Origin of the sequence: Fictibacillus phosphorivorans (assembly GCF_023715845.1) — a bacterium.
GTDB classification, from domain to species: domain Bacteria; phylum Bacillota; class Bacilli; order Bacillales; family Fictibacillaceae; genus Fictibacillus; species Fictibacillus phosphorivorans_D.
Genome location: NZ_JAMBOR010000015.1, coordinates 59,776 through 78,041 on the forward strand (window position 1 = coordinate 59,776; position 18,266 = coordinate 78,041).

Annotated in this window: 25 protein-coding genes and 1 riboswitch; of the genes, 20 read left to right on the forward strand and 5 right to left on the reverse strand. The window is 41.7% G+C overall.

Features of this window, described 5'->3' with window-relative positions; all coding sequences use genetic code 11:
- The first annotated feature begins 71 nt into the window (after positions 1–71).
- Positions 72–329 (forward strand): hypothetical protein, encoded by a 258-nt coding sequence (locus M3206_RS12680; RefSeq protein ID WP_251312894.1) that lies wholly within the window; start codon positions 72–74, stop codon positions 327–329.
- The gene (flgM, locus tag M3206_RS12685; RefSeq protein ID WP_251312895.1) at positions 326–583 is read left to right on the forward strand and encodes a flagellar biosynthesis anti-sigma factor FlgM; all 258 of its coding nucleotides are present in this window, start codon (positions 326–328) and stop codon (positions 581–583) included. Before M3206_RS12680 ends, flgM begins: the two co-directional genes overlap by 4 nt.
- Here flgM and M3206_RS12690 read toward each other — a convergent pair whose 3' ends face one another.
- Positions 584–994 (reverse strand): phage holin family protein, encoded by a 411-nt coding sequence (locus tag M3206_RS12690; protein ID WP_251312896.1) that lies wholly within the window; start codon positions 992–994, stop codon positions 584–586.
- A gap of 205 nt (positions 995–1,199) precedes the next feature.
- Here M3206_RS12690 and M3206_RS12695 point away from each other — a divergent pair, with 205 nt between their 5' ends.
- From M3206_RS12695 to M3206_RS12725, 7 genes are all read left to right on the forward strand, one after another.
- A complete protein-coding gene (locus M3206_RS12695) occupies positions 1,200–1,475 on the forward strand; it encodes a hypothetical protein (protein WP_251312897.1) in 276 nt (91 codons plus the stop codon).
- 350 nt (positions 1,476–1,825) lie between these two features.
- Positions 1,826–2,857, forward strand: coding sequence for a YkvI family membrane protein (locus M3206_RS12700; protein WP_251312898.1), 1,032 nt, complete (start codon positions 1,826–1,828; stop codon positions 2,855–2,857).
- Between the two features lie 75 nt (positions 2,858–2,932).
- Positions 2,933–3,256: a nucleoside triphosphate pyrophosphohydrolase gene (locus M3206_RS12705; RefSeq protein ID WP_251312899.1), complete on the forward strand. Its 324-nt coding sequence runs from the start codon at positions 2,933–2,935 to the stop codon at positions 3,254–3,256.
- Positions 3,257–3,584: 328 nt separating this feature from the next.
- A complete protein-coding gene (locus M3206_RS12710; RefSeq protein ID WP_251312900.1) occupies positions 3,585–3,899 on the forward strand; it encodes a hypothetical protein in 315 nt (104 codons plus the stop codon).
- A 202-nt stretch (positions 3,900–4,101) separates the two neighbouring features.
- Positions 4,102–4,890, forward strand: coding sequence for a DeoR/GlpR family DNA-binding transcription regulator (locus M3206_RS12715; RefSeq protein WP_251312901.1), 789 nt, complete (start codon positions 4,102–4,104; stop codon positions 4,888–4,890).
- Positions 4,891–5,068: 178 nt separating this feature from the next.
- Positions 5,069–5,245, forward strand: coding sequence for a hypothetical protein (locus M3206_RS12720; protein ID WP_251312902.1), 177 nt, complete (start codon positions 5,069–5,071; stop codon positions 5,243–5,245).
- Between the two features lie 153 nt (positions 5,246–5,398).
- A complete protein-coding gene (locus tag M3206_RS12725; RefSeq protein WP_251312903.1) occupies positions 5,399–6,709 on the forward strand; it encodes an APC family permease in 1,311 nt (436 codons plus the stop codon).
- Positions 6,710–6,791: 82 nt separating this feature from the next.
- Here M3206_RS12725 and M3206_RS12730 read toward each other — a convergent pair whose 3' ends face one another.
- Positions 6,792–7,829: an SEC-C metal-binding domain-containing protein gene (locus M3206_RS12730; RefSeq protein WP_251312904.1), complete on the reverse strand. Its 1,038-nt coding sequence runs from the start codon at positions 7,827–7,829 to the stop codon at positions 6,792–6,794.
- A 191-nt stretch (positions 7,830–8,020) separates the two neighbouring features.
- Here M3206_RS12730 and M3206_RS12735 point away from each other — a divergent pair, with 191 nt between their 5' ends.
- Both M3206_RS12735 and M3206_RS12740 read left to right on the forward strand, forming a co-directional pair.
- Positions 8,021–8,686, forward strand: coding sequence for a DUF4349 domain-containing protein (locus tag M3206_RS12735; RefSeq protein WP_251312905.1), 666 nt, complete (start codon positions 8,021–8,023; stop codon positions 8,684–8,686).
- On the forward strand, positions 8,674–8,832 hold the full coding sequence (locus M3206_RS12740; RefSeq protein ID WP_251312906.1) for a hypothetical protein: 159 nt from the start codon (positions 8,674–8,676) through the stop codon (positions 8,830–8,832). Before M3206_RS12735 ends, M3206_RS12740 begins: the two co-directional genes overlap by 13 nt.
- Before the next feature lie 147 nt (positions 8,833–8,979).
- Here M3206_RS12740 and M3206_RS12745 read toward each other — a convergent pair whose 3' ends face one another.
- Positions 8,980–9,210 carry an IDEAL domain-containing protein gene (locus M3206_RS12745; RefSeq protein WP_251312907.1) on the reverse strand — a complete coding sequence of 77 codons (231 nt, stop codon included), beginning with the start codon at positions 9,208–9,210 and terminating at the stop codon, positions 8,980–8,982.
- A 374-nt stretch (positions 9,211–9,584) separates the two neighbouring features.
- Positions 9,585–9,693, forward strand: a riboswitch (TPP riboswitch).
- A gap of 77 nt (positions 9,694–9,770) precedes the next feature.
- Here M3206_RS12745 and thiD point away from each other — a divergent pair.
- The 9 genes from thiD to M3206_RS12790 all read left to right on the forward strand — a co-directional run bounded on the left by thiD (position 9,771) and on the right by M3206_RS12790 (position 16,180).
- Positions 9,771–10,592, forward strand: coding sequence for a bifunctional hydroxymethylpyrimidine kinase/phosphomethylpyrimidine kinase (gene thiD / locus M3206_RS12750; RefSeq protein ID WP_251312908.1), 822 nt, complete (start codon positions 9,771–9,773; stop codon positions 10,590–10,592).
- Positions 10,579–11,478: a hydroxyethylthiazole kinase gene (gene thiM, locus M3206_RS12755; protein WP_251312909.1), complete on the forward strand. Its 900-nt coding sequence runs from the start codon at positions 10,579–10,581 to the stop codon at positions 11,476–11,478. The genes thiD and thiM overlap by 14 nt, the downstream gene beginning before the upstream one ends.
- Positions 11,475–12,149, forward strand: a complete 675-nt coding sequence (gene thiE, locus M3206_RS12760) for a thiamine phosphate synthase (protein WP_251312910.1) — start codon at positions 11,475–11,477, stop codon at positions 12,147–12,149. Before thiM ends, thiE begins: the two co-directional genes overlap by 4 nt.
- Positions 12,150–12,179: 30 nt before the next feature.
- On the forward strand, positions 12,180–12,665 hold the full coding sequence (gene thiW, locus M3206_RS12765) for an energy coupling factor transporter S component ThiW (RefSeq protein WP_251312933.1): 486 nt from the start codon (positions 12,180–12,182) through the stop codon (positions 12,663–12,665).
- 73 nt (positions 12,666–12,738) lie between these two features.
- On the forward strand, positions 12,739–12,978 hold the full coding sequence (locus M3206_RS12770; RefSeq protein WP_251312911.1) for a hypothetical protein: 240 nt from the start codon (positions 12,739–12,741) through the stop codon (positions 12,976–12,978).
- 268 nt (positions 12,979–13,246) lie between these two features.
- Positions 13,247–13,849: a helix-turn-helix domain-containing protein gene (locus M3206_RS12775; RefSeq protein WP_251312912.1), complete on the forward strand. Its 603-nt coding sequence runs from the start codon at positions 13,247–13,249 to the stop codon at positions 13,847–13,849.
- Positions 13,846–14,055: a hypothetical protein gene (locus M3206_RS12780; RefSeq protein ID WP_251312913.1), complete on the forward strand. Its 210-nt coding sequence runs from the start codon at positions 13,846–13,848 to the stop codon at positions 14,053–14,055. The genes M3206_RS12775 and M3206_RS12780 overlap by 4 nt, the downstream gene beginning before the upstream one ends.
- A gap of 16 nt (positions 14,056–14,071) precedes the next feature.
- Positions 14,072–14,653 carry an ATP-dependent Clp endopeptidase proteolytic subunit ClpP gene (gene clpP, locus M3206_RS12785; RefSeq protein ID WP_251312914.1) on the forward strand — a complete coding sequence of 194 codons (582 nt, stop codon included), beginning with the start codon at positions 14,072–14,074 and terminating at the stop codon, positions 14,651–14,653.
- Positions 14,654–14,944: 291 nt separating this feature from the next.
- Complete coding sequence (locus M3206_RS12790) at positions 14,945–16,180, forward strand: MFS transporter (RefSeq protein ID WP_251312915.1); 1,236 nt, start codon at positions 14,945–14,947, stop codon at positions 16,178–16,180.
- Positions 16,181–16,279: 99 nt separating this feature from the next.
- Here the strand turns inward: M3206_RS12790 and M3206_RS12795 are convergent, their stop codons facing one another.
- Positions 16,280–17,140 carry a DUF1206 domain-containing protein gene (locus M3206_RS12795; RefSeq protein ID WP_251312916.1) on the reverse strand — a complete coding sequence of 287 codons (861 nt, stop codon included), beginning with the start codon at positions 17,138–17,140 and terminating at the stop codon, positions 16,280–16,282.
- A 14-nt stretch (positions 17,141–17,154) separates the two neighbouring features.
- Positions 17,155–18,243, reverse strand: a complete 1,089-nt coding sequence (locus tag M3206_RS12800; RefSeq protein ID WP_251312917.1) for an AI-2E family transporter — start codon at positions 18,241–18,243, stop codon at positions 17,155–17,157.
- Positions 18,244–18,266 lie beyond the last annotated feature (23 nt).

Consider the following 18,266-nt stretch of genomic DNA (forward strand, 5'->3'; position numbering starts at 1 on the left):
ATAAAAGAAAAGGCATAATCGAAAAATATGAAGACAAGTAATGTCGAACCATAAACAAAGGACGATTAAAGATGCAGAAACTTACACACGATGATGTTATTCAATGGTTAGAGAAACATCTATTGGACTTTGAACAGTTTACACCTTACTTGTTTACTTCCCAATGGATTCATTCCTTTTGCAAGGATAAAGAAAATGGAAATGAATTCGAAGTGAAATTAGATCTATCAGGTCAAGAGTTGTTCTTTCGACTTCTGGACAATCTAGATCATGATAGTTCATGGAAATGGCTTGGGACGTTTAATCATACAGGAGAGGTGAAATCATGAGAATTGATGGACAACAACCGGTACAAAAAAAATACGATGTTAATAAAATGTATCAGAAGCCTACTGTTAAGCCACCGTCATTTGCCAAGGACGAAGTTTACATTTCAAACGAAGCAAAAGCATTGAATGATCAATCGCAGCTTAATATAAGAGAAAAGAAACTTTCGGATATAAAAAAACGCATCGATGCTGGAGAGTACCAAATCGATGCGGATAAGATTGCAAAAAAGATTTCACAGTTTTACTCCGTCTAATTATTTTTTATTGTTCGTGCCGTCTCTCTGTCTTAACAGGGAGACGGCATTTTTTATGAAAGGCGGTATAGGAACGTTCAACCTGCCAGCATTTTCAATCATGGATAATAATTCATTTGATAAATAAAAAAAGATTGTAGCTGACTGGATATATAAGCCGCCGAGTAATTGATCGAGAGAATGGGCAACTGCAACTAAAGCAAATATCATAATTTTCTTTAATATGCCTTTAAATCCGACCTTGCTGTTCAGTTTTCCTTCATAGGCAGAAGCTGCCATACCCGTGATATAATCGAGTACTACAAATAGAATTAACGTTTTAAATAAAAGGCTAGGTGTTCCAAACAGGAAACTTGAAACTGCTCCTAAAGAAACAACGGCCATGTGGTAAACCATCGACCATCTTTCCACTTAAATTCCTCCCTTATCTCCCATTAATTTAGTATATGCTTGTACTCCACAACTGTTATGGCAGTTACCTACTACTTGTCCTCCTATTTTTTAGTAGGATTGTTTCAAATGTGTTAAATAGTCAAAAAATTAAAAAAATAATGAGTCAGACACGCACTGAATCTGTTACAATAAAATAAATCCGGAAAGGGAGGAAAGAAATGCAATGAACAAAATTACGTTAGGCTTGCCTCCACATTGCCACAAAGTATCTTGTGACGGAAGAATGATTAAGATTAAGGACTCAGGGAACAACAAATGGACGTTTCCGCTCTCTGGAACAGAAAACGCAGTTGTCGAAGAAGTAAATGACGAAACAGGACTACTCACCATTCATGGAAAGGATAAGATACTGGCAACCCTTGAAATGCCAATTCGTTTTTGTGAAGTGGGAAGAGGCTGGCTTCTCGATAAGTTACCAAAAAAGAAACGCATCAAATAAAAATACAATCACCGCACAGCTGGGTTTTTCCTGGCTGTGCGTTTTCAATTTATAATTCGTTTTTTGTCTAATAAAAGAGACATGACGATCACGTATTTTTATATCCACAAAACAGATGAAAAGGAACGGGTATGCACAAGCAGGTGTTTTTTGAAGGAGCGGATAACAGTTTGTATGTTGCTAAAAGGGAAGGGAAGAACCGGGTAATCATTCAGGAATACAGCGGTGCCTTGCAAATTTAATAAACCGTATTTCGAACAGTAAGGGGATTGTCCTTGCTGTTTTTCTTTTTCTTCTAAAACTCTTGTCCATGCATATGTTTGTAAAGATATAGGCATGGAGGTGAGGGGATGGGTGGACGGATCAAACAAATCTTACAGATTGCCGCCACTTATATCGGTACGGTAGTAGGTGCTGGTTTCGCTACGGGGAGAGAGATCGTTGAGTTCTTTACGAAGTATGGATCAGCTGGTTTTGCCGGCATCCTGATAAGCGGGTTCCTTTTTATCGTAATTGGGACAAAACTGATGATCATGGCGAAAAGGATAGGAGCTACTTCATTCGATGAGATGAACCTTCATCTATTTGGAACAGCCGCATCCCGAGTAGTAAACATCTTAATGCTTGTTATGCTTTTTGGAGTAACTGGGGTCATGCTGTCTGGGACTGGTGCTTTATTTCAAGAACAACTTCAATTGCCATTTCAGGCGGGAGTCATTTTAACCTTGATCGTTACGTATTTAGTCATGAAAAAAGGGATAGATGGGATAATGTGGACCAACTCACTCATCGTACCTATCATGGTTCTATTTTCATTGATCTTGTCCGTTTCTATGTTTGGCGAAGGGGGACGGCAACTTTTTGTTTCTGATGATTTTACCGGTGGATGGCAATGGATTGTGAGTCCGTTTTCTTATGCGGCTTTTAACTTAACTTTGGCACAGGCTGTATTGGTTCCTCTTTCACGGGAAGCCGCAGATGAATCTGTGATCAAATGGGGGGGATTCATAGGAGGACTCGGTCTCACGTTTATTTTGTTAAACAGCCATTATGTCCTATATTCGGTTCCGCGTGTACTTAGTTATGAAATTCCGATCGCAGAAATCGTTGGCGGTCTCGGAATCGTGGTGCATTACTTTTTTGTACTTGTCATCTATGGTGAGATCTTCTCGACATTGATTGGAAACTTATTTGGTCTTGCGGGTTCCCTTAGAAAGAATATAAGACTATCAAGTCATGCCATACTCATTTCCTTGATGGTTGGAAGCTATTTGCTGAGCCAGGTTGGATATGCCGAACTGCTGCATTATTTGTATCCAGTTTTCGGACTGATCGCATTAATTTTTTTAACTGTGGTATCTGCTAAAAAGCTGGAAAGATGAATACAATTAATGCACTGTTCACTATTTTAAATGTTAGATGTTAATAACCGATTTTGCTGGAAGGGAAAAAGGTCGATGGCGTATTACAATAAATTAGTCCGTGATAAGATACCGGAATTGCTTGAACTCGCGGGGAAAAAGGGGACGTTCCGCATTCTGGGAGATAAAGAGTTTGAAAGTGAGTTAAAGAAGAAACTTGCTGAGAGTGTAAAGGAGTACAGAGAAGCAGAAAGTGAGAGTGATGCGGCAGAAGAGCTTGCAGGTTTGTTTGAGATTTTGATCTCGCTCACAAAAGTGCATCACCTCTCTTTAAGGGAACTGGATGAAATCAGGCAGGAGAAAGCGAGAAAGCACGGCCGTTTCCATGAACGCCTCTTCCTGATCAAGGTGGAAGATTAGAGCAGGGGGGGTCTGACCCCAGACAAATACAAATCTACTGGATTTGTATTTGTCAGGAGGACATTATGTATAATATAGGGAAATTATGTGATTTAGCGAGATTTTTATGTGATGATCGTTCAAAATTATGTGTTTATCATTCTCTAAATATATTCAACTATATACACAAGCATAAACAGGTATTCTTATCATGCTTGTTTTTGCTTGTTTTTCATACCAACCCATTTAAAACCTCTTATTAGTATGTGGCGGCACCATAAAATAAGAATAATTTAAGGAAGTGGGATTATATTTAATAAGACTGTTCATATTTTATGGAGGTGTTGCTATGTCAGCTTCACGGATTTTAAAATGGATCACCGGGGGACTTGAAGCTTTGCTGGGTATACCGGTACTTGGTGGAACGATTGTGGTGAGTTTGCTTTGGACCCCTTTGGCTATTATGCTCGTGCTACATATCGTCACACTGGTTCTAACGAAACGAGACGGTGGTCCATTTACCGGTAGTGTCCTAGGGATAATAACCTCCTGTTTAGGATGGATTCCTTTTGTTGGTATGGTATTGCACATACTTTCCGCTATTTTCCTTATGATTGATGGTTCGAAACGAGATAATAAATCCCAGGAAGTCATCCAAGGTTAAGTTCTATGAGCCCTGTTTTAAATAAGGGCTCTTTTTTTAATTTAAAAGGCAGAGATATGTTTATAAGTGATCCATCAGAATCTTGAGTGGTACAAAACAAGAAAAAACAGGAAAAAACATGCAAAAAATGTGGTAACAAACAAGCACAATCCTGCATATGATTAGAAGACCACGTGGAAATAAGAAGTAACGGAGGAACACTATGTTTTCTGAAGAAAGAAGAGAAAAGATCTTAGAAGTGTTAAAGAAAGAGGGCCGGGTTCTTGCAAAAGAATTATCAGATGCGCTTCAAGTTTCAATTGACTCGATACGACGCGATCTATCTACATTAGAAGATAAAGGACTCGTTAAACGTACCCATGGCGGTGCCATACCTGTGACAAAAGTGAAGAAGGGACCTATTGCTCCAACCGAGCGTTACACAGAAGGGACCATGCATGAAAATGCTATCGTGAAAGAAGCGGCAAAATGGATTCAAGCGGGAGACACCCTTTTTATCGGTGGAGCGGCGATCCATTATGTTCTGCTCAAGTATTTGCCTTCTGTTCCACTTACTGTCGTTACAAATTCTTTAAAAATCGCGGATGCCCTTCGAGAGCAGGAGAATATCGATCTATATGTAATTGGTGGAAAAGTAAAGAATTCTGGCAATATGACGGATGCTCTTGCAATTCAGCTCGTCAGTCACTATTCATTTGATCTTACATTCGTCACAGGCGGAGGAATTTCTGAGCGAGGAATAAGTACAGCTACCCCTGAAGCGGCTGCTTTCATGAAGGCAGTTGGGACTGTATCAAAAAAGAGCATTGGTCTATTTACGCACAATAAAATCGGAGTTCATGCGTTTGCGAATGTTGGACCGGTTTCAAATCTGGCGGCTGTTATAACCGATGGCGAATCATCACGAGAACATCTAGACGCAATCAAGCAGCAAGGTGTTAAAGTGATTATCGCAAATACTGAAAAAAATGGAACGGAAAAAGCAGAATAATCAATTGAAACCATCAAAAAGACCCTGAATCGAGGGTCTTTTTGATGATTAATAATCATGAAAGATACGCTAACCAGTAAGAGAAAAAGTGGAAGGTTTTCTGACACATTTAATGCTTGCTATACACGAATTCCTTAAACTCTTAATAAGATTAGTTTCGTGAAATGAGGTGTAACGATTGCTTCATTCTTCGCATTTTTCTTCAGAGGAAAAATTAAAAATCCGTGAACTGAAAAAGAAAATCGGATCCGAAGAAAATTTAGAGAAAAAAGTGGCGTATGAAAAGCAGCTAAATGAAATCATGGAAAGGGTATTCATTAAAAAGCAGCTTAGAAGAAGAAATGAACTGAATTAACACTGTAAACCACTCCTAAACAGAAGAAAACTTCCTCAAAAAAACTGAATTGCACGTCTATTTTGGAAAGCAGTGACATTTCTTACATGTTTATGTTACAGTGACATTAGTTTTTTTCAGATGGACAAACGTTTTCTAAGGAGTGGACACAGCATGAATCAAGAAGCAGCATTGAAAAAAGACATCGGGCTTTCTGTAGCCATGTCCATCGTTATTGGAACGGTAATTGGGTCAGGAATCTTTATGAAGCCTGGAAGTGTGCTTGAATACACCGGAAATTCAAACCTTGCATTGTTGGCATGGGCTCTTGGAGGGCTTATCACGCTTGCTGGCGGGTTAACGATCGCAGAAGTTGCAACACAAATTCCGAAAACAGGCGGCCTTTATGTATATATGGAAGAAGTGTATGGGAAGCTTTGGGGCTATTTGAGCGGCTGGGTTCAAACTGTCATCTATGGACCGGCTGTGATCGGTGCACTTGGCTTGTACTTCGGGTCACTGTTAGCAAATCTTTTTTCATGGGAAAAATCGTTTGGCCCTTGGGTCGGCATCGGAACGGTACTTTTTCTTACCATTATAAATAACTTTGGAACAAAATACGGAGGGTTCGTACAGAATCTGTTCACGATCGGGAAACTTGTTCCGATTGCTTTAATCATTATATTTGGAATAACTAACGGAAACGAACAGATCTTAAGTGCATCAAGCGGCTCTTTTGTTGAGATCAGCATGGGAGCAGCAATTTTAGCGACCCTTTTTGCTTATGATGGGTGGCTGATGGTTGGATTTGTTGCGGGAGAGATGAAGAATCCAGGGAAGACGTTGCCTAAAGCGATTATTGGGGGAATATTGATTGTAATGGCGGCCTATCTTCTTGTTAATATTGCATTGCTGAAAATTCTCCCAGCTTCAGAAATTGTGAGACTTGGTGAAAACTCAGCGGCATCTGCGGCTACCATACTTTTTGGTCCTCTTGGGGGTAAACTTATTGCAGTCGGAATAGCGGTGTCGATCTTTGGCTGCTTGAACGGTAAAATTCTAACCATTCCCCGTGTGCCTTTTGCTATGGCAGAACGAAATCAGCTTCCTTTGGCGAAAACGTTCAGCAAGGTTAGTGAAAAGTACGGTACTCCAATTGCGGCAACGTACTTACAGGTTGTCATTGCGATCATCATGATGATTTTAACAGATCCTGATTATCTATCCGAAATGGCGATCTTCGCTGTTTATATCTTTTATATTTTTGCATTCTATGCGGTATTTAAGCTTCGGAAACGGAATAAAGACGCGCGTGTTTACAGTGTTCCGCTGTTCCCAATAGTTCCGATCTTTGCGATAAGTGGTTCAGTGTATATTGTCAGTGCAACAATCATTAATAATCCTTTTGACAGTCTGACGGCTATATTCATAACACTAGCTGGACTGCCCGTCTATTATTGGCTTCAGAGAAAAGAAAAAAATTAAAAGGCCCAATCGGGGTCTTTTTTTATGTCCTCGAATAAAAAAACCGCCAGGGATTCCTGGCGGTAGAAAAAGATATACTCGCTTAAACGCTTAATCGTTCTTTCATTTCACGGTAGCGCGATGAAAGGCTTCCTGGTGAAACACCGTATTTCTTAGCTGTTTCAGCTTGTGTGGATTGAAGTCCTCTAATATCCTTTGAGACGAGGTAGTCCAGAGCTGCAGCATAGATTTCTTCTTTGCGAATAGTTGGTTTTGACTCGTTGACATATTCATCCCAAAGTTTTTCAGCCTCTTTCAGCACTTCGGTTTCCGCATGGGCTTTTACAAGTTCAGTTACAGCTGTGTACTTGTCCTCTTTGTCTGCTGATTCTTCAGAAGCTTTAGCACCTTTGTTTGCCGCAGGCTGCTCACTGATAGCTTCCTGAGGTTCTGCTTTAGGCTCCGGAATTCCTGCCGATATATCAATTAAAGAGAGTTGCAGAACAGTAGGGAATTGATCTTCGAAAATCTCTTTCGCATCTGCAGATGGCTGTAATTTTTCAATCGCTTCTTTTAATGCTGGCAACTCAGAGACCGGCATCTCGATATAGCCGACATAAAATTCATAATTGATGCCGTTCGATACGAGCGTTCCAAGTAATGCGCTTTCTGTCTTCGGTTTATCCGCAGCGTTTATCGTCACATCGTATACTTGCTCTGTCCAGATGTCTTTCACTGTAAAAATAAACCCTGTTTTTTGCTCAACCACTTTATAAAGGGAAGGCGCTGTGCTTGTCCAGCCGGTTAAGATCTCAGCAACTTCAGGTTTCACTGAGTTCATTACACTTTCCACATATAGCTCAACAGGCGTTTTTCCATCCTTTATCTTCGAACAGAAAACTTCCCAGCAAACAGCAATGTTCGCATACGTTTGTTCCTGGTCTTTGCCAACCGGATATTGTTTTACATACTCTGCCGTACGTGCTGCTAAATCCTGTTGAAAGTTCTCGAGGGCAAATTTGATGAGTCCTTCTTGGTGAAAGGAAACTTCTCGCGTTTGCTCTTCTTTATGTAAGCAACATTTTTTATATTTTTTTCCGCTGCCACAATAGCACGGATCGTTTCTTCCTATCATTGACATGCTATTCCTCCAGTTAAACCACTTACTTATCCTGTACATACTAGCATAAATCGGGTTTTTTTCAAACAACAAACCACCAGACAACATTTTATCATAAAAAAGAATAAGAAAAAATCATTCAATGGGTAGTTTTTCGTATGATGAACCCTTTTTTTGTAAAAAACGTCTAAGCCAAAAAGGGGGAATATGAGATGTGGAAGGTATGGAAAGTGTGGGTATTGATCTGTGTATTATTATTGGGAGCGTGCAGCCAAGGTACTAGTGAAAAGAATGCTTCACAAGACCTAGCTGGCGTTCAAGATCAGAGGAAAGTAATCTTTAACGCAGATCTTCAGATCTCAGTAGAAAAATTGCAGAACACGATGGAAACGGTCCGAAAGTTAGTCGAGGATAAAGGCGGTTATATCGTTGAATCAAACACGAATATCGGTGAAGAAGGTTTTGAGAACGGAATGATGACTGTGCGTGTCCCGATGAATGGGTTTCGCCCTTTTTTACAGGAAGTAAAGGATTTAAGTGAAGGTTCACCGCAAGAAAGTGTGCGTGGTGAGGATGTAACAGAAGAGTATGTGGATTTGTCTTCGAGAGTAAAAGCGAAGCAGCAGGTAAGAGATCGACTAGAGTCTTTTATGAAAGAAGCAGAAAGTACAGAAGACTTGTTAAAGATCTCAGCAGACCTTGCAAAGGTTCAAGAGGAGATAGAACAGATTGAAGGAAGGCTAAAGTTTTTAAAAAATCAAAGTGATTATTCAACGGTTACGGTTCAGTTTGAAGTGAAGAACTTGAATGCAGAGAGGCTGCAGACCGGAGATTTGAACACGTGGAAAAAACAAAGATGCTTTTTATGGAGACGGTGAATTTCTTTGTTTCCGCGATATCGTTCATCGTCGTTGCTGTACTCGGATTAGCACCATTATGGCTGGTACTGATTCCTGTTGTCTTTTGGTTATGGAGAAGGAAAAAAGGGCAAAAGAAAAAGCCGGGTTCTCCGACATTCATGTAATGAGTCATTTGGTTTTGGGTTCATGTCAGATTCGTTAAATAATAGGCACGTCACAAACACCCTCTGCAGCATGGATTACAGTCCAGATGCTGAAAGGGTGTTTTGGCTTTTACGGCACCTTCCTAGGGTCAGCCGTTACCAAAAGCCTTAAGCGAGAAAAGCTTTGTATTCTTCAGTTAGTTTCATAAAGCGGTCTTTATCTTTTTGATCCAAGGCGTTGTTGATTTCTTTTTCATAAAACTCTTTGTAATATTTGTGAAGAGCTTCGTCCAGAACCATTTGGGCAATAAGGCTGAAGGCAAATGGGTCTCTTTTTTGTTGTTTGTACTGAACCATCTCATTTTGGTTTTTGTTATAAGAAGTGTTTTTGTCTTTCATCCTGTTTCCCTCCTTGAAATTATCTCCCTATCCGATTTTCACCTTTTATGTTTCTAGGTTTCTACTAGTATACTGAGCAAGGTGCCCAATGACAACCATTTTATTTGAAAATTCTGAATAAATTTTTGATAATCATTCTAATGTACTGTATTTTCACCACCTTTTGGTAAATTTCTTAATAATTCGACTCATGATTTCGGTAGTATTTCTCATGCGTGACAAACGTTATAATTTTGTGTTATTTATGTGTTTATATTGTGTTACTTACTATTTCCCCGTATTTATAAAGGCTTAAACACGAAGAAACACATAATCTAAAAAATCGTTGACTTTTTAGCTTGAATGTGAGTAGGATTGTGTTAACTCAATATGGTCATTTTCGCTAGGGGTGCTTATATTCGTAAGCTGAGAGAAGGTACTAGCCTTCGACCCTTTGAACCTGATCCGGTTAATACTGGCGTAGGGAAGCGGTGTGGTCCATTACTTTCTACAATCGTAATAGCCACCCGCTTATCATTTGCGGGTGGCTTTTTTGTTTTACGTTTTAGGAGGGAAATGTGATGGGACAATTGATTAAAGTTTGTAAAGCACTGACAATCGCAGGTTCTGACAGTGGTGGAGGAGCTGGCATTCAAGCAGATTTGAAGACATTCCAGGAATTTGGCGTATATGGTATGTCTGTTCTTACTGCTGTTACAGCACAAAATACGCAGGGTGTCCAAGGAGTGTACCCTGTTCCTCTTGCTGGACTAGAACAGCAACTTATTTCGATCGGAAGCGATCTTAAGCCGGATGCGGTAAAAACAGGAATGCTCTTTTCAGGAGAATACATTGAGAGAACGGCTTATTATATTGAAAAGTTTGGATGGAACAACCTCGTCGTGGATCCTGTAATGGTCGCAAAAGGCGGAGCGACCCTTTTGGGAAACGAAGCTCTAGAAGCGATGAAAAAACATATGCTGCCACTAGCAAAAGTAATTACACCGAATGTTCCTGAAGCTGAAGCACTTACAGGAATGGAAATTACGAATGATGAAGCAGGACGGGAAGCAGCTCGCATCTTGTTAGATAAAGGTGCTGATTGTGTGGTCATTAAAGGCGGACATCTGGAAGAGGAGCTTGTCACCGATCTTGTTTCCAACGGTGATAAGATTTGGGAGCTTGTTGATCAACGCGTATATACAAAAAACACTCATGGTACAGGCTGTACTTTATCCGCTGCATTGACAGCTGAATTAGCTTACGGAAAAACGATTGAAAGTGCTGTGCAGAATGCCAAAAACTTTATTCAAATAGCAATTGCACATGGTATCGATGTCGGTTCAGGACATGGACCGGTTAATCACTTTGCTTATAGGAGGATTCTTCATGAACAACTCTAGATTACAAGAATGGAAATCATTCGTTGAACAGGTAAGAGAAGCGCGGCCATTGGTCCACCATATCACGAATCACGTAACGATGAACTTTCTTGCTAACGGTGTATTAGCTGCAGGCGGAAGTCCGATGATGGTCCATGACGCTTTGGAAGTTGAGGACGCGGTAGCGGTGTCAGATGCCCTCGTCCTTAACATCGGAACTTTGGAAGAAGCTTCAGCGAAGTCTATGAAACTCGCGCTAAGAAAAGCGATGTACAGTGGGGTGCCGGTGGTACTCGATCCCGTAGGCGTAGGTTTGTCCGCATTCCGCCATGAAGTGATTAAAGGATTATTGTTAGAATATTCAGAATTGAAGGGGGTCAGTCCCCAAACAATTCTGACAATTTGCGGGAATGCGGCAGAGATGAAGTTTCTCGCTGGTGAAGGATGGGATGGCCGTGGAGCAGACGGAGAGCTCGACGCTTCTCAAGGTGATATGTACCAACTCGCCATAGCTGCTGCTAAACAGACAGGATGCATCATTGCGATGACAGGTGAGAAGGATATCGTTTCTGATGGGGAGATAGTCATAGAGCTTTCACATGGACACCCGATGCTCTCTAGAGTAACTGGAACGGGATGCTTTGCTACATCAATGATTGCGTTGTACCAAGCTAATCAAACAGGTAATGCCGCACAGAATCTGTCTTTAGTCGAACGAACTGCACTTGCTCTTCTGATGCTTACGAAAGCGGCAGAGGAATCTGTCAAAACATCTAGAGGACCGGGGAGCTTTCAAACCAAGCTGTTGGACGAACTCTTTTTATTAGAAACGACGAAATCCATCTGGGAGGAAAAGATCAACTGGTCAGAGCACAGAACAGAAGCCGAAAGAGGTGTAAACACATGACGGCACTCTCACAAGTGAACCTCGCACATAAGCTATCACTCTACTTTGTAGCAGGGACAACGAACTGTCAATCGCCGGAATCCTTTCGCGACATCCTTGTTCAAGCGGTTAAAGGCGGTGTCACGACTTTTCAATACCGTGAAAAAGGGGCAAATGCTTTAAGGGGTGAAAAACGGTTAGAAATGGCTAAGAGGGCTAAAAAGATCTGCCGGGATCATGGTGTGCTTTTTATCGTGAACGATGATCTGGAACTGATGAAACAAGTTGATGCAGATGGTCTTCATGTTGGCCAGACCGATGGCAGTTTAGCTTTTATACGCAAAGAGACAGAAGGGAAGGTTCTCGGTGTTTCCACGCATACTCTTGCTGAAGCCATAAATGCTGTTGACCATGGAGCAGACTATATCGGGGCTGGCCCGGTCTATGCAACGGTTACCAAACCAGATGCACAGGAACCTGTCGGACCAGAATTTATAAAGATGCTGAGAGCAAACGGGATTGCTGTACCTATTGTAGGCATTGGCGGAATCTCTCTCGAAAACACTAAAGCTGTGATTGAAGCGGGTGCTGATGGAGCGGCAATCATTTCAGCGATCAGTCAAGCAGAAGATCCTAAAAAAGCGTGTCGTGAATTATTATTCGATATACTGGAAGCAAAGAGGGGATTGTAAGTGAAGATTTCCGTTTTGAAGCTGACGGTTATGGCCATGTTTGTTTCAATAGGAACACTGACTTCCCATCTATTATGGTTTCCAGCAGGTGTTGCAAAAGCATTTCCGGTTCAGCATGCGATAAATGTCATCGCGGGTGTAACTTTAGGTCCAATACCTGCTCTCCTTGTTGCGTTCGCTATCGGCCTTTTGCGTAATTTATTCGGAGTTGGATCACTGCTTGCTTTTCCAGGTGGGATGATCGGCGCGTTATTAGCGGGCTATTTTTATAAAAGATTTAAGATGTATGGGGCAGCAGCGGCAGGTGAGTGGATCGGAACAGGTATGATCGGTGCACTTTTAACTGTTCCAGTCGCAACCTTTTTCTTAGGATCGAAAACAGGTGCATTCTTCTTCGTTCTTCCGTTTCTCACAAGCTCAGTCGCGGGTGGAATCATCGGTTTGGTGATCCTCCGATTGATTACAAAGAACACATACGTAAAACTACGTGCAGTACCGCCCGGAAAATCTGCATAAGATCATGCACAGAATAGGCCTTCATCCCGTACACTGAGTACTATCACCCGGTGGAAAAGGGGGCCTTTTATCAATGAAAAAACGACCGAAAAAGTGGGTTTATGCTGAAATGCTGCTTATCTTCATGGGGCTGTTGCTTGCGATTTATAACGGCAAGTATTGGGAGAACCCTACTGTTCTTTTTTCGATCTTAATGACGATCTTCATATTCCGTGCAGTGGAACGTAAGATATTTAAACAAAAAACAGAATTTTGGTTCAACGTTGGAATGGTTGTAATCTTCTTAATTCTTGGTGTTATACCGCTAGTATAAAGGTAAAATGTTTTACTTTATGTTCAAGACGCCTGATTTTTGAATAACGATAATGGAGTCACTGACCCAGAGGGAACCTAGGTTGCTTAAAAAACTTGAAAATATGGAGAAAGCAGACTGATCGGGAACGACAGTCTGCTTTTTAATGAATAGGCAAAAGTATATTTTAAGTAAATCTTTGACATAATGAAGCCTAACGTAATAAAATAATTTTACGTAAAATATATTTTTTATGTGGAGAGTATGACTAAAAAGTGAGGTGATGTGGGTGAATAGGAATCAAACCGTACCAGAAACGTTTGTCGTTACAGAGCCAGAACAGGCTGCAGCACTTTTACATCCTGTCCGGTCAGAGATCATAAGCTTATTGAAGGAACCGAGATCGGCGACAGAATTATCAAAAGTGATGAATGATTCCGCTCAGAAAGTGAATTACCATTTAAAGACACTTGAAAAAGTTGGTCTTGTTATGCGGGCAGGCACAAGGAATGTAAGAAACCTTGTAGAAGTTCTTTATAGAAGTGCAGGAAAGACTTTTCTGTTATCGGATTCACTTGGTCTGTCACAAGAAACGGTCCGAAAATTAAAGGATCAGACTGCGCTCGCTCACGTCTTATCTTTAACGGAGAAAATAAAGCGTGACACTGTTTCTCTTATGGAAGAAGCGGAGAACGAGGAAATACCGAGTGCGGTGTTGGAGATGGAACTCTCACTTAAAGGCGTTGAAGAACGACAAGCTTTTTTACAAGATTATGCTAACATGCTTTCTGAACTGATAAAAAAACACCATGATCCAGAGCAAGGAAAGTCACGAACGTATCATGTTTCAATGGCGATGTACCCAAAACCTGAAGGAGGCGGCACAGCGTGAAAGAGGAACAAAAGAGCACAGTTACACCTATTAGGACAGATCAGGTGACAGAAGAGGCGAACACGATCCCGATGAAAAAAGAAGTCCAGGTTGAGGGTGCTGATGATCAGCAGCAGCCCGCGAAGATTATCTTTATTACATCTGGATTCGGTAAAATACATGTTCCACAGTCAACAAACAAGAGCCCGATGGCAATCGCGGCATAATCAGGAGGGAAAAGAGATGAACTTAATTCCTATGGTTGTAGAATCCACGAACCGCGGTGAGCGTTCGTATGATATTTATTCAAGACTGTTAAAAGACCGCATCATTATGCTCGGAAGTGCCATTGATGATAATGTTGCAAACTCGGTCGTCGCACAGCTTCTTTTCCTCGCAGCTGAGGATCCGGAAAAGGACATTTCCATCTACATCAATTCACCAGGAGGTTCAGTGACGGCTGGACTGGCGATCTATGACACGATTCAATTTATCAAACCTGACGTATCCACGATCTGTATCGGAATGGCAGCATCGATGGGAGCAGTTCTTTTAGTGGCAGGAGCAAAAGGAAAGCGTTATGCACTACCGAACGCTGAAGTCATGATTCATCAGCCACTAGGCGGGACACAAGGGCAGGCTGCGGACATGGCCATCCACGCAAAACGAATTCTGCAAACCCGCGAGCTCTTGAATAAAATCATCTCAGAGCGCTCCGGTCAGCCGATTGAAAAAGTAGAAAAAGACACAGATCGCGACTTTTTCATGTCAGCAGAAGAAGCCTTAAAATATGGAATTATCGATAAAGTTATCGAGAAGATTTAGAGTGATTGAAGAGGTTAAGAATGAACGAGAAAATCTCTAGAATGAACCAGAAGATCTTAGAAGCTAAAGAAGAAAAGCCAGCTCGCCCCGAGCTGGCTTTTCTATTTGGGAAATGGGGTCTGACCCCAAACAATTTATTTCCCACGTCCATATTCTTGTTTTACGCTAGGAGGTTTGCTCGATAGTACGTGTCGAAAATCGCGATTTTAGAAATGGGCTTGTTGGTTGTGGTAATCTATTGAAAAGATACATAGTTTGGAAGTTTACGATATAAGAAAGAAGGAATGCTGCATGGCCACAACAACTGAGAAGGCGTCAGGCATAGCGTCTTCACAGCAAAAGACCATTTATTCAATTTTATTTGCTATTAGTTTTGTCCACTTGTTAAATGACTCGATGCAGGCTGTGATTCCTGCGATTTTTCCGATCCTGGAGAAATCGATGGGGCTTACTTTTACACAGCTGGGGTGGATTGCCTTCACACTCAACATTACTTCATCTGTCATGCAACCGGTCGTCGGCTGGTATACGGATAAATCGACTTCTCCCTATCTGCTGCCATTTGGAATGATGGCTAGTTTAATAGGGATGCTCGGTATTGCGTTTGCTGATTCGTTTTATCTGATCATCATCTCTGTTATTGGGATCGGACTCGGATCTGCGGTATTTCATCCAGAAGGTTCCCGCGTTGCTTATATGGCAGCAGGGAATCAGCGCGGGCTTGCACAGTCCATTTACCAAGTTGGAGGAAACACAGGAACTTCATTGGCCCCAGTAATGACGGCACTCGTTTTTGTTCCGCTTGGCCAGTTTGGAGCCGTTTGGTTTACATCGCTGGCGGCGATAGCTATTTTTGTTCTGTTTTATGTCTCCGGATGGTACTCAAGACAGCTTGTTCATTTTCCGAGAGTCAAAAAACAAACCGGTGAGAAAAAAGCGATTGATAAAAAGCGTAAAAAACAAGTCATTATGGCGATGGCACTGCTTGTATTCCTTGTTTTCGGTCGCTCATGGTATTTCTCAGGAATCGGCAACTACTACCAGTTCTATCTGATTCAGGATTACGGGCTGACGATCCGCCAGGCACAAATTTATTTATTCGTATTCATGGCGTCAGGCGTGCTCGGTACATTCTTCGGCGGGCCGATTTCAGACCGTTTAGGAAAGAGGAACATGATATTTTGGTCGATGATCGGAACGGCACCGCTTGCCCTTCTTTTGCCTCATGTTGGATTATGGGCTGTAGCACCTTTATTTTTCATAATCGGTTTTATCTTAAACACAAGTTTTTCTGTAACAGTGGTTTATGCACAAGAATTAGTGCCGGGAAGGATTGGAATGGTTTCTGGACTTATTGTCGGGCTTGCCTTCGGAATGGGGGCACTAGGTTCTGTTGTGCTCGGGAAGGTAGCTGATGTTACTAGCATTTCGTACACGATGATGCTCGTGAGCCTTTTGCCTTTGTTAGGCCTGTTGACTGTGATGCTGCCATCAGACCGCACGCTAGAGAAGTGGTCTAAAGAATGAAAATTGTAGGGGGTCTGTCCCGGGACAGACCCCCTACAATTTCCTGCAATGTTCCCTTATCAAAACAAAAATCCTTGCCCCCTGTCGGCAAGGATTTTATTATTCATTATTTAACCTATGATACTTAGCGTTTGCAAACATGAACACGCCATAAGCGATAAAACCTAACGCAACGATTGCGAGAAGAATGGGACCGAATGGCTGGTTCGAAAGTTCAAGCAGGGCGCCGTCGAGCCCTTTTGTTTCTTCAGGATTCACATAAATAGCGGTGCGGATAAGAAAGAAGGCGATGATCATAAATACGATCCCGCGTGCGGCAATTCCGAACATGCCGATATAGCCGCTCCATTTCCATTCCTCTTTGTTCATCTCGTTTTTCTTCAACTCTTTTTTAAACCTGCCGGAAATCGCTCTGAACATGAAAGTGAAACCGGTGATGCCAAATACGAGTCCCGCAATGGCAATGAGGATCTGTCCGAAAGGCTGTTCGAGCATTTGAGCGGACAACGTCTGGTACTTTTCATCGGATGATTCACTTCTTGCGCGAAAAAGAATACGTAACGCACTGATACACATTGCCGTATAAACGCCTGCGATAAAAAGAAACCCGATTCTATTGAACCATCTTTTCCAGCTATGGTGGACACATTCGGGGTCAAAGATCGCTTTTATGACCTGCCAGAACGCAAAGGCACTTAAGCCTAGGGCAAGTACAATCAATAAGGCTGGCCCGAAAGGCTGCTTGGCAATCGTGTAAAGTGCTCCCTGAGAACTTGCTTCATAAAAACGATTACCGGTTGAAGTAATCAGTGCAAGTACGCCAATAACCACATACACGATTCCTTTTGACAGATAACCGATTTTAGCAAAACGATGGATCCAGGGGCGGAAAGATTCAAAAAGGTTCCTGATCTTATCCATTTTAGTTTCTTTCTTAACGAATGGCTGCTTTTCAGTCAAAATTGGCTCTCCTTTCAGAGCAAATCACTTCTTGTTTCGGGCGGATTGTATAGCAAGTAAATACGGTATAGGTTACTGATAAGCGTTTTGATAACCGCATAAGTCGGAATAGCGAGCAGCAAACCGATAAATCCAAATGCAGCACCTGCCATCAGTACGATTAAAATGATGGTTAGCGGATGTATATGGAGCTGTTTGCCCATGATCTGAGGAGAAAGGATATTTCCTTCAACCTGTTGAACAACTAGCGTGACTACCGCTACTTTTACCGCCATCATCGGATCTTGAATGAGTCCGATCAAAAGGGCAGGGAAAACCCCGATGAAGGGTCCAAGGAATGGAATCACATTCGTCACAACCGCAAAAAGTGCGAGTACGAGTGCAAACTTTAAGCCGATGAACATATAGCCGGCATACATAAAGACTCCGACGAATAGGGCGACCAAAACTTGTCCTTTAATATAAGAAGACAGCGTAGAATCGATATCACGCAAAATACAGGCTACATCATGTTCCATATGACGAGGTACGATTCTCAGAAAATAATTAAAAAACTTTTTGTCATCAAGCAAGAGATAAAATAGGATAAACGGCACCACCAACAGAACAAGTGCAACATTTGTTAAAGTCGTGACCAGCGCGATTACATCTTTAGAGATGGTGCTCGTGAACTTTTCGAGGCGTTCGGTTGCCAGTTTTGCTACCTGTGTACTGTCGATGAATGATTTTTTTTGGCCTGTAACCATCTTTCCAGTTTTTTCAGTAGCTTCTCCGATTTTTTTAGGAAAGTCATCCGTTATGTTCGTTAACTGATCCGCGACAACAGGGATCGCAAAGCTGGATATTCCTGAGAAAATTAAAATTAATCCCATCATGACAAGAAAGATTGCAAGGAATTTAGGAACCCTCTTTTTAATCAAAAAACGAATTACAGGGCGAAGCAAGTAATAGAGTAACCCTGCGATAAACAATGGAAAGAAAACACTGGAGATGACAAGATACAGGAAGTCAATGAGGTAATCGATTTTCCCTAATAAATATAAGATTGTGAGAACAAGTACGGCACCTGCCCCGTATTTAAAAAATGAGTGCTGATACCACATAAATTGTGACCTCCATTTCGTAT

Bases quoted from the DNA above. Each gene is read 5' to 3' on its own strand.
- M3206_RS12680 (WP_251312894.1), top strand. From the start codon at position 72: ATGCAGAAACTTACACACGATGATGTTATTCAATGGTTAGAGAAACAT.
- flgM (WP_251312895.1), top strand. From the start codon at position 326: ATGAGAATTGATGGACAACAACCGGTACAAAAAAAATACGATGTTAAT.
- M3206_RS12695 (WP_251312897.1), top strand. From the start codon at position 1,200: ATGAACAAAATTACGTTAGGCTTGCCTCCACATTGCCACAAAGTATCT.
- M3206_RS12700 (WP_251312898.1), top strand. From the start codon at position 1,826: ATGGGTGGACGGATCAAACAAATCTTACAGATTGCCGCCACTTATATC.
- M3206_RS12705 (WP_251312899.1), top strand. From the start codon at position 2,933: ATGGCGTATTACAATAAATTAGTCCGTGATAAGATACCGGAATTGCTT.
- M3206_RS12710 (WP_251312900.1), top strand. From the start codon at position 3,585: ATGTCAGCTTCACGGATTTTAAAATGGATCACCGGGGGACTTGAAGCT.
- M3206_RS12715 (WP_251312901.1), top strand. From the start codon at position 4,102: ATGTTTTCTGAAGAAAGAAGAGAAAAGATCTTAGAAGTGTTAAAGAAA.
- M3206_RS12725 (WP_251312903.1), top strand. From the start codon at position 5,399: ATGAATCAAGAAGCAGCATTGAAAAAAGACATCGGGCTTTCTGTAGCC.
- M3206_RS12730 (WP_251312904.1), bottom strand. From the start codon at position 7,829: ATGTCAATGATAGGAAGAAACGATCCGTGCTATTGTGGCAGCGGAAAA.
- M3206_RS12735 (WP_251312905.1), top strand. From the start codon at position 8,021: ATGTGGAAGGTATGGAAAGTGTGGGTATTGATCTGTGTATTATTATTG.
- M3206_RS12740 (WP_251312906.1), top strand. From the start codon at position 8,674: ATGGAGACGGTGAATTTCTTTGTTTCCGCGATATCGTTCATCGTCGTT.
- M3206_RS12745 (WP_251312907.1), bottom strand. From the start codon at position 9,210: ATGAAAGACAAAAACACTTCTTATAACAAAAACCAAAATGAGATGGTT.
- thiD (WP_251312908.1), top strand. From the start codon at position 9,771: ATGGGACAATTGATTAAAGTTTGTAAAGCACTGACAATCGCAGGTTCT.
- thiM (WP_251312909.1), top strand. From the start codon at position 10,579: ATGAACAACTCTAGATTACAAGAATGGAAATCATTCGTTGAACAGGTA.
- thiE (WP_251312910.1), top strand. From the start codon at position 11,475: ATGACGGCACTCTCACAAGTGAACCTCGCACATAAGCTATCACTCTAC.
- thiW (WP_251312933.1), top strand. From the start codon at position 12,180: ATGGCCATGTTTGTTTCAATAGGAACACTGACTTCCCATCTATTATGG.
- M3206_RS12770 (WP_251312911.1), top strand. From the start codon at position 12,739: ATGAAAAAACGACCGAAAAAGTGGGTTTATGCTGAAATGCTGCTTATC.
- clpP (WP_251312914.1), top strand. From the start codon at position 14,072: ATGAACTTAATTCCTATGGTTGTAGAATCCACGAACCGCGGTGAGCGT.
- M3206_RS12790 (WP_251312915.1), top strand. From the start codon at position 14,945: ATGGCCACAACAACTGAGAAGGCGTCAGGCATAGCGTCTTCACAGCAA.
- M3206_RS12800 (WP_251312917.1), bottom strand. From the start codon at position 18,243: ATGTGGTATCAGCACTCATTTTTTAAATACGGGGCAGGTGCCGTACTT.